The organism is Kitasatospora nipponensis (genome assembly GCF_039528135.1).
In the GTDB taxonomy this organism is placed as follows: Bacteria; Actinomycetota; Actinomycetes; order Streptomycetales; family Streptomycetaceae; genus Kitasatospora; species Kitasatospora nipponensis.
This window is the reverse complement of the sequence record NZ_BAAALF010000095.1, coordinates 23433-30999: the sequence shown is the minus strand read 5'-3', so window position 1 is coordinate 30999 and position 7567 is coordinate 23433. Positions and strand designations below refer to the sequence as shown.

The following is a 7567-nucleotide window of genomic DNA, read 5'->3' as shown; positions in this document are numbered from 1 at the left end:
GGGCGCGGCTGCGCGACGCCGCTACTGCAGGCCGACCGCCGAGCAGGCGGCGGCGTAGTCCGGGGTGCAGATCTGCGGCACGGTGTAGAGACCGTCGGCCACCACCGTGGACTTGATGTTGTCCTTGGTGAGCACGATGGGGGTGATCAGGTCGGCCGGGACCGTCTGACCGCTGCCGCTGGTGGCGGTGGTGGGAGCCACCGACGCGTTCAGGGTCTGCCCCTGGGCCAGCGCGACCGCCGCGGCGCCGGCGGTGTTCGCCTCCGGCTTGTACGGCTTGTAGATCGACATCGTCTGGGTGCCCCCCAGGATCCGCTGCACCGCGTCCAGCTGGGCGTCCTGGCCGGTCAGCGGCACGCTGAGGTTGTCGGCCTTCAGGGCGGTGGCGATACCGGCCGCCATGCCGTCGTTGGCCGAGTAGACGCCCACCACGTTCGGCGCGCCGATGGCGGTGATGCCGGCGGCGGCCTCCTGGTTGGCGTTGTTCGGGTCCCAGTCCGGCGTGTCGTACTCCTTGCCGATCTTCAGCTTCCCGTCGATGGCGCTGTGCGCGCCGGCCTTGAACTGCGCCGCGTTGGGGTCGGTCGGCGAGCCGTTGATCATGATGATCTGGCCGCTGTTCGCCTTGTCGCCGACCGCGGCCACCAGGGCCTGGCCCTGCAGCTCGCCGACCTTGTTGTTGTCGAAGGAGACGTAGGCGTCCACCGGTCCCTGGGCGAGCCGGTCGTAGGCCACCACCTTGACCCCGGCGTCGTGCGCCTTCTGCACCGAGGACTGGATCGCCTTGGCGTCCACCGCGTCCAGGATCAGCACCTTGTCGCCCTTGGTCAGCGCGGTGTCCACCTGGGTCTGCTGCTGCGTCGCGTCCTGGTTGGCGTTGTAGTAGTCGATCTGCGCGTTCGGCGCCAGCAGCTTGATCTGTGCCTCGATCAGCGGGCGGTCGAACTGCTCGTACCGGGTGGTCTTGGACTCCGGGAGCAGCAGGCCGATCTTCACCGCCCCCGCCGAGCCGCCGGCGGAGCCGGAGGAGCCGCTGCCGCTCGACTGCTTGGCACTGCCGCACGCGGCGGCTCCCAGGGCGACACAGACGACGGTGCCGGCGACGGCCGCGCGGCGGAGAAGGACGTGCATGGGGATGCCTCCCAGATGTCGAGTTTCACCCCCGTTTCCGAGTCTGGGAGGCTCCGGGCACCGGCCACCAGGCGGGCTGCTCCGAACGGGCCGTCAGCCAGCCGTTCGGCGTAGGCCGGGGGTGACGACGGGGGCGGCGAGGGCGCGTCAGCAGGGATGCCCCTGCGCCGGGCTGAACATCCGTCAGGTGGCAGCGGGCCGGCCAGGCGGCTCAGGAGCCCAGGGCGGCGGCCGCCCTGGACCAGTTGCCGTGCAGCTGGTCCAGGTAGGAGCGGGCGGCCGGGCCGACCGAGGTGCCGCGCGCGAAGGCCAGCATGTTGCCGGCCCCGGCGTTGTAGCCGAAGGCGAGCAGCTCGTCCTCGGTGAAGGGGGCCGAGCGGTGCGCGGGGAGCTGGGCGGCCAGGTCGTGCAGGAACCAGGCGGCGGACTCGATCGCCAGGTCCGGATCGTCGGGCAGCTCCTCCCAGCGGCGGTTCGCGAAGTCGCGGCCCGCCTTGGTGTCGTCGAAGGCCGCCCGGTGCATGTTGGCGATGCCGAACGCGGCGTCCGGCTTGAGCTGCTGCCAGGCCCGTTGCAGGGCGGGGTCGTGCGGCTTGTACGACTCGTTGTAGAGGATCGCCATCAGCAGCTGCGGGTCGATGCCCGCCTGACCGGCCCGGGTGCGCACCTGGGGGGCGAAGCGGGTCGGGTCGTCGCCGGCGGAGGAGGCCGCGGCGGAGGGACCGGCCGTGGAGGGCGAGGGCGTGCCCGCGCCCGGGCCGCTGTCCGCCGTCGCACTCGCTCCCGGGCTCGCCGCCGTGCCCGCGCCGGCGCCGCCCTGGCCGCTGCCGTCGTGGTGGCCGTGGAAGAGCAGGACGCAGGCCAGCACCACCACCGCGCCCGCCGCCACCCGCCGCACCCCGTGCCGCTCCCCCACCGCTCCTCCTCCCGGACGCCTACCGCCATCCTGCCCGATCGCGCGCCCACGACGCCCGCTGCCCCCTCCCGCGGGCGGGCGGCCGGGCGGGGTGGTGCGGTCAGTGCCCTCGCGGCGGGTCGGCCGGGTCGGGGCGGCAGAGCACCAGGGTGACCATGTCGTCCTTGGAACGCGGCGCCCAGCGGGCCACGTCCTGCTCGACGAAGGCGGCCACCCGCTCCGGCGCCACGTCCTGCGGGACCCGGGCCCGCCCGCCCTCGACCGGGGTGAGCCCGAACCGCGAGGTCAGCCGGGAGGCCAGCGGGTAGAAGACGCCGCTCGGGTTGGCGGCCTCGGTGATGCCGTCGGAGTAGGCGATCAGCAGCCGGTCGGCGGGCAGCGGGCAGAGCACCTCGCCCCGGGCGCCGCCCCCCTCCCCGCGCAGCAGGTCCCCCAGGCCCAGCGGCAGCCCGAACGGGGCGTCGATCGGCGCGGCGCCGTCCGGCCCCAGCACCAGGACCGGCGGATGGCCGCGGTTGAGCACCCGCACGGCGTGCGGCCGGTCCACCGGGAACTCCAGCAGCACGGCGGTGACGAAGAGCTCGGCGTCCCCCGAGGTGCTGGTCTCCAGCACCAGCGCCTGCTCGATCCGGTCGGCGATCGCGGTCAGGTCCTCCTGCACCAGGGCGGCCTCGCGGAAGGTGGAGAGCACGGTGGCGACCGTGGTGACGGCGCCGATCCCCTTGCCGCGCACGTCGCCGACGATCACCCGCACCCCGTACCGGCTCTTGCGGGTGCTGTAGAGGTCGCCGCCGACCAGGGCCTCGGCGTCGGCCGCGCGGTAGAAGCCGGCCATCCGCACCGGTCCCAGGCTGCGCGGCAGCGGCCGCAGCAGGGCGTACTGGGCCGCCTCGGCCACCGCCTGGACCCGGCGCAGGCGGTGCTCGATGCGCTCCTTGGCGAAGCAGAACCAGACCGCCAGCCCCGCCACCAGCACCAGCGAGCTCAGGTCCACCGGGATCCGCGGGTCGTCGACCGCCCCGAGCTGGCCGGCCGGCCAGAGCGCCAGGAACGCGGCGATGCTGGCGACGGCCACCGCGATCGTCCAGCGCGGGCGGTAGAGCAGCGCCGCCAGCGGCGTGGAGGCGCTGAGCAGCGAGCTGAAGGAGTAGTCGACCGGGGTCGCCAGCTCCAGCACGACCGCGGCCACGATCACCAGCCAGGGCAGCGGCATCGCCCAGCGCGGTGGCCAGCCGTGGTCGGCCGGCTCGTCGGCGGTGGGGGTCCGGGGCGGACGGGCGCCCGCCCGCCCGTGCAGGAGGTGCGGCGGGCGCGCTCTCGTCACGGTTCCTCCGCACAGGTGTGACGGCGCGCCGGCCGTGCCGCTGGTGCGGCCCATGCTGCCGTGCGGCCCCGGCGGCGGGCGGGCGCCACTCCGGTGCCGGCCGCGGACCACCCCACCGGCGTACCGGCGCGCTGCCGCCCGGCGCGCGGGTCGGCGGGCGGGCCCCGCGGGCCGCTCAGTCCTCGCCGAAGCCCTCGAACGGGTTGTGGTCGTCGGCCTGCAGCAGGCGCAGCTGGGCGTCGGCGAGCAGGTGCTGCCAGCGCTCGGCGGTCTCGGCCAGCGAGGGTCCGCCGAACTCCTCCTCGACCCGGAAGGCCTCCACGCACATCTCGACGAGGTTGAACGCGACGGCGCGCAACTGCCGGGGCTCCATCACGCGGAGCAGTTCCCTGGTGCCGTCCTCGTCGCCGTTCAGCTGGCAACCGACGAGGGAGAGCGCCATGAGGTCGTCCTCAAAGCCGGGCGGAACGGACATCGGTTTCCCCTTTCCGTTCCGACACCTGCCCACCGGGCGGGCGGTGGAACCCCGATCCCCCCGCGCCGTGGCGTCCACCGGGGCGCCGCGCGCCGGCGGGTGCCCCCCCGGTGCGTCGAACCGCTCCGGGTGGTGTGACGTGAGCCACATCGGCGCCGGTGGATGTCACACTCCGGGCTGCCGATCGACTCACAGGTAGCGATCCCGACTGGAGGCCCCCGATGTCCGACCCCGAAGCCCCGAGCACCGCTGGGAGCGGCGCCGACGCGGCGACCGCCGTCTTCGTCGAGCACCGCGAGCTGCTCTTCGCCATGGTCTACAACCTGCTCGGCAGCGTCGCCGACACCGAGGACGTGCTGCAGGAGACCTGGCTGGCCTGGCTGCCGCGCAGCACGGCGGCGGACGCGGACCCGGTCGCCCACCCGCGTGCCTACCTGGTGCGGATCGCCGTCAACCGGGCGCTGGCCCGGCAGAACGCGCTCAGCCGCAGTCGCGAGACCTACGTCGGCCCGTGGCTGCCGGAGCCGCTGGTCGAGGCGCTGCCCGAGCCGTCCGCGGCGGACGGCGCCGAGGCGGCCGAGCGGGCCGAGTCGGTGTCGATGGCGCTGCTGGTGGTGCTGGAGACGCTCACGCCGCTGGAGCGCGCGGTCTTCGTGCTGCACGAGGTGTTCGGCTACCCGCACCAGGAGATCGCGCAGATCCTGACCCGCTCGCCCGCTTCGGTGCGCCAACTCGCCCACCGGGCCCGCGAGCACGTGCAGGCCCGGCGCCCGCGGTTCCGGGCCGACCCGCGGCTGCGGCGCGAGGTGACCGAGCGGTTCGCCACCGCCGTCTCCGGCGGCGACCTGGCGGCGCTCATGGACCTGCTCGCCCCCGAGGTGACCCTCTGGGCCGACGGCGGCGGCAAGGCGGTGGCCGCCGGACGGCGGCCGGTGCACGGCCGCGAGCAGGTCGCCAGGCTGCTGGCCACCCGGGCCTCGCAGGTGGCCGGTCCGGTGGACGTCCGCTTCCGGCAGGTCAACGGCGACCCCTCGGCCGTGCTGTTCCTGGGCGGGGCGCCGTTCGCGGTCCTGGTCCTCGACCTGGTCCCGCAGAGCGGCCAGGTGGCCGGCATCTACTTCGTGACCAACCCCGACAAGCTCACCCGCCTCGAAGGAGAGAACCACCCGTGATCATGATCACCGGCGCCACCGGCCCGGTCGGCCGCCCGCTCGTCGACTTCGCTCTCGCCCGGGGCGCCGCCGTCCGGGCGGTCACCCGCGACCCGGCGGCCACGCTGGCCCGGGACGTCGAGGTCGTCGTGGGCGACCCGCGCCACCCGGCCTGCCTGACCGACGCCCTGAGCGGCGTCACCGCGCTCTTCCTGCACCCGCGGGCCGTCGGCGACGCCGCCCAGGCGCTGGTGGCGCTGGCCCGCGCCCGTGGGGTGCGGCGCGTGGTGGCGCTCAGCGCGATGAACGTCGACGACCCGCTCGCCGAGCAGCCCTCCCGGCTGCGGGGCGACCGCAACCGGGAGGCCGAGGTCGCCGCCGAGAGCGGCGGGCCGGAGTGGACCAGCCTGCGGGCGAGTTCGTTCGCCGGCAACACCGGCCAGGCCTGGGGCGCGCAGCTGCGCGCCGGCGACCTGGTGCGCTACGTCCACCCGGGCTTCGAGGAGTCGCTGCTCGACGAACGGGACCTGGCCGAGGTGGCCGCCCTCGCCCTGTGCGAGGACGAACTGATCAACCAGCGGCTTGAGTTGACCGGACCGCAGTCGCTCAGTCATCGGCAGCAGGTGGCCACCATCGGCCGGGTGCTCGGGCGCGCGCTGCGCTTCGAGGAGGTGCCGGCCCAGGCGGCCGCCGAGGGCATGCGCCGCGCCGGGCTGCCGACGCCCTTCGTCGACGCGCTGCTGGCCAGGTACGCGCGGCACCTGCACCGTCCGCAGCACCCGCCGACCGGCGAGGTGGCGCGGATCCTGGGCCGCCCGGCTCGCGACTACGCCCACTGGGTCGCGGACCACGCGGCCGTCTTCCAGCCCTGAACACCCCTTCACCGAGGAGAACCCGCCATGAAACTCACCATCGTCGCGGCCACCGGCGGCATCGGCCGCCAACTGCTCGGCCAGGCCGTCGCCGCCGGCCACGAGGTCACCGCCGTCGTGCGCAACCCCGCGGGGCTCAGCGCGCCGGTCCGCGTGGTGGCCGCGGACCTGGCCACGGCCGAACCCACCGCGCTGGCGGCCGCGGTGGCCGGGGCCGACGCCGTGCTCTCGGGCCTCGGCGCCCGCTCCAGCGCGGAGGCGGGCGTCGCCTGGCGCGGCACCCGGGCGGTCGCCGAGGCCATGCGCACCGCCGGCGTGCAGCGGCTCGTCGTGGTCAGCGCCGCGCCGATCGGCACCGTGCCCTCGCCGAACCGCCCGCATCCGCCGAAGCACGACCCGGGCGACGGTCCGTTCATGCGCTACCTCGGCGCCCCGCTGACCCGCACCTTCCTGCGCGCGCACTACGCGGACCTGGCCAGGATGGAGGAGCTGCTGCGGGACGGTGACCTGGACTGGACGGTGCTGCGCCCGCCGCGCCTGACCGACAAGCCGCTCACCGGCACCTACCGCACCAGCATCGACCGCAACGTGCACGGCGGGATCACCGTCTCGCGCGCCGACGTCGCGCACGGCATGCTCGCCGCGCTGGAGCGGCCCGACACCGTGCGCCACACCGTCGGCATCGCCAACTGAACGACGCCGCAGCGGTGTTCACCAGGCATAGCACTCCGGGGCTTCGAGCCGGCGGGGGAAGATCTCGTCCAGGCGGTCGAGGACGGGCCCTTCCAGCTCGATGGTGAGGGCGGCGAGGGCGGCGTCCAGGTGGGCCCGGGTGCCGGGGCCGACCACGGGGGCGGTGACGGCGGGCTGGTGGAGCAGCCAGGCCAGCGCCAGCTCGCCGGGGGCGTGGCCGAGTTCGGCGGCCAGTGCCTCGTAGGCGGTGAGCTGCTCGCGAACGGACTCGATCTTCTGCCGCAGCGCCGGGTCCGCGCGCCGGCCGCCCTCGGCGGTGCGCCGCAGGATCCCGCCGAGCAGGCCACCGCTGAGCGGGGAGTACGGCAGCAGGCCCAGCCCGTGGTGGGTGGCGGAGGGGATCAGGTCGGACTCCACCGCGCGCTCCAGGAGGTTGTAGACGGACTGCTCGCTGACCAGCCCGAACAGTCCGCGCCGCTCGGCGGCGGCCTGGGCGGTGGCCAGGTGCCAGCCGGCGAAGTTGCTGGAGCCGACGTAGAGGATCTTGCCCTGGGCGACCAGCACCTCCATCGCCTGCCAGATCTCCTCCCACGGGGTCCGGCGGTCGATGTGGTGCATCTGGTAGAGGTCGATGTAGTCGGTGTTCAGGCGGCGCAGGCTGGCCTCCACGCCGCGCCGGATGTGCAGGGCGGAGAGCCGGCCGCTGTTGGGCCAGTTCTCGCGGCCCAGGTCGGGCATGGTGCCGTAGACCTTGGTGGCCAGCACGGTGCGCTCGCGCCGGCCGCCGCCCTGGGCGAACCAGCGGCCGATGATCTCCTCGGTCAGGCCCTTGGTCATGGTCCAGCCGTAGACGTCGGCGGTGTCGATCAGGTTGATGCCGTGCTCGTGCGCGCTGTCCAGGATGGCGTGGGCGTCGGGCTCGGGGGTGCGGTCACCGAAGTTCATGGTGCCCAGGCAGAGCCGGGAGACGGACAGGCCGGTGCGGCCCAGGCGGGTGTAGGACAT

General features: G+C 74.8%; 8 protein-coding genes. 3 read left to right on the top strand and 5 right to left on the bottom strand.

Going from position 1 to position 7567, the window contains the following annotated elements:
* Nucleotides 1–21: 21 nt before the first annotated feature.
* From ABD323_RS24005 to ABD323_RS23990, 4 genes are all read right to left on the bottom strand, one after another.
* Nucleotides 22–1131 (bottom strand): sugar ABC transporter substrate-binding protein, encoded by a 1110-nt coding sequence (locus ABD323_RS24005; RefSeq protein WP_344443987.1) that lies wholly within the window; start codon nucleotides 1129–1131, stop codon nucleotides 22–24.
* A gap of 211 nt (nucleotides 1132–1342) precedes the next feature.
* Nucleotides 1343–2047: a transglycosylase SLT domain-containing protein gene (locus ABD323_RS24000; protein ID WP_344443986.1), complete on the bottom strand. Its 705-nt coding sequence runs from the start codon at nucleotides 2045–2047 to the stop codon at nucleotides 1343–1345.
* A 100-nt stretch (nucleotides 2048–2147) separates the two neighbouring features.
* Nucleotides 2148–3371, bottom strand: coding sequence for a PP2C family protein-serine/threonine phosphatase (locus ABD323_RS23995; RefSeq protein WP_344443985.1), 1224 nt, complete (start codon nucleotides 3369–3371; stop codon nucleotides 2148–2150).
* Between the two features lie 175 nt (nucleotides 3372–3546).
* Nucleotides 3547–3846, bottom strand: coding sequence for a hypothetical protein (locus ABD323_RS23990; protein WP_344443984.1), 300 nt, complete (start codon nucleotides 3844–3846; stop codon nucleotides 3547–3549).
* 221 nt (nucleotides 3847–4067) lie between these two features.
* On the opposite strand from ABD323_RS23990, the gene sigJ reads away from it, so the two are divergent.
* The 3 genes from sigJ to ABD323_RS23975 are packed head-to-tail and all read left to right on the top strand — an operon-like array spanning nucleotide 4068 to nucleotide 6562.
* Nucleotides 4068–5018, top strand: coding sequence for an RNA polymerase sigma factor SigJ (gene sigJ, locus ABD323_RS23985; protein ID WP_344443983.1), 951 nt, complete (start codon nucleotides 4068–4070; stop codon nucleotides 5016–5018).
* A 2-nt stretch (nucleotides 5019–5020) separates the two neighbouring features.
* Nucleotides 5021–5869 carry an NAD(P)H-binding protein gene (locus tag ABD323_RS23980; RefSeq protein ID WP_344443988.1) on the top strand — a complete coding sequence of 283 codons (849 nt, stop codon included), beginning with the start codon at nucleotides 5021–5023 and terminating at the stop codon, nucleotides 5867–5869.
* 27 nt (nucleotides 5870–5896) lie between these two features.
* Nucleotides 5897–6562 (top strand): NAD(P)-dependent oxidoreductase, encoded by a 666-nt coding sequence (locus tag ABD323_RS23975; RefSeq protein WP_344443982.1) that lies wholly within the window; start codon nucleotides 5897–5899, stop codon nucleotides 6560–6562.
* An 18-nt stretch (nucleotides 6563–6580) separates the two neighbouring features.
* Here the strand turns inward: ABD323_RS23975 and ABD323_RS23970 are convergent, their stop codons facing one another.
* On the bottom strand, nucleotides 6581–7567 hold the full coding sequence (locus ABD323_RS23970; RefSeq protein ID WP_344443981.1) for an aldo/keto reductase: 987 nt from the start codon (nucleotides 7565–7567) through the stop codon (nucleotides 6581–6583).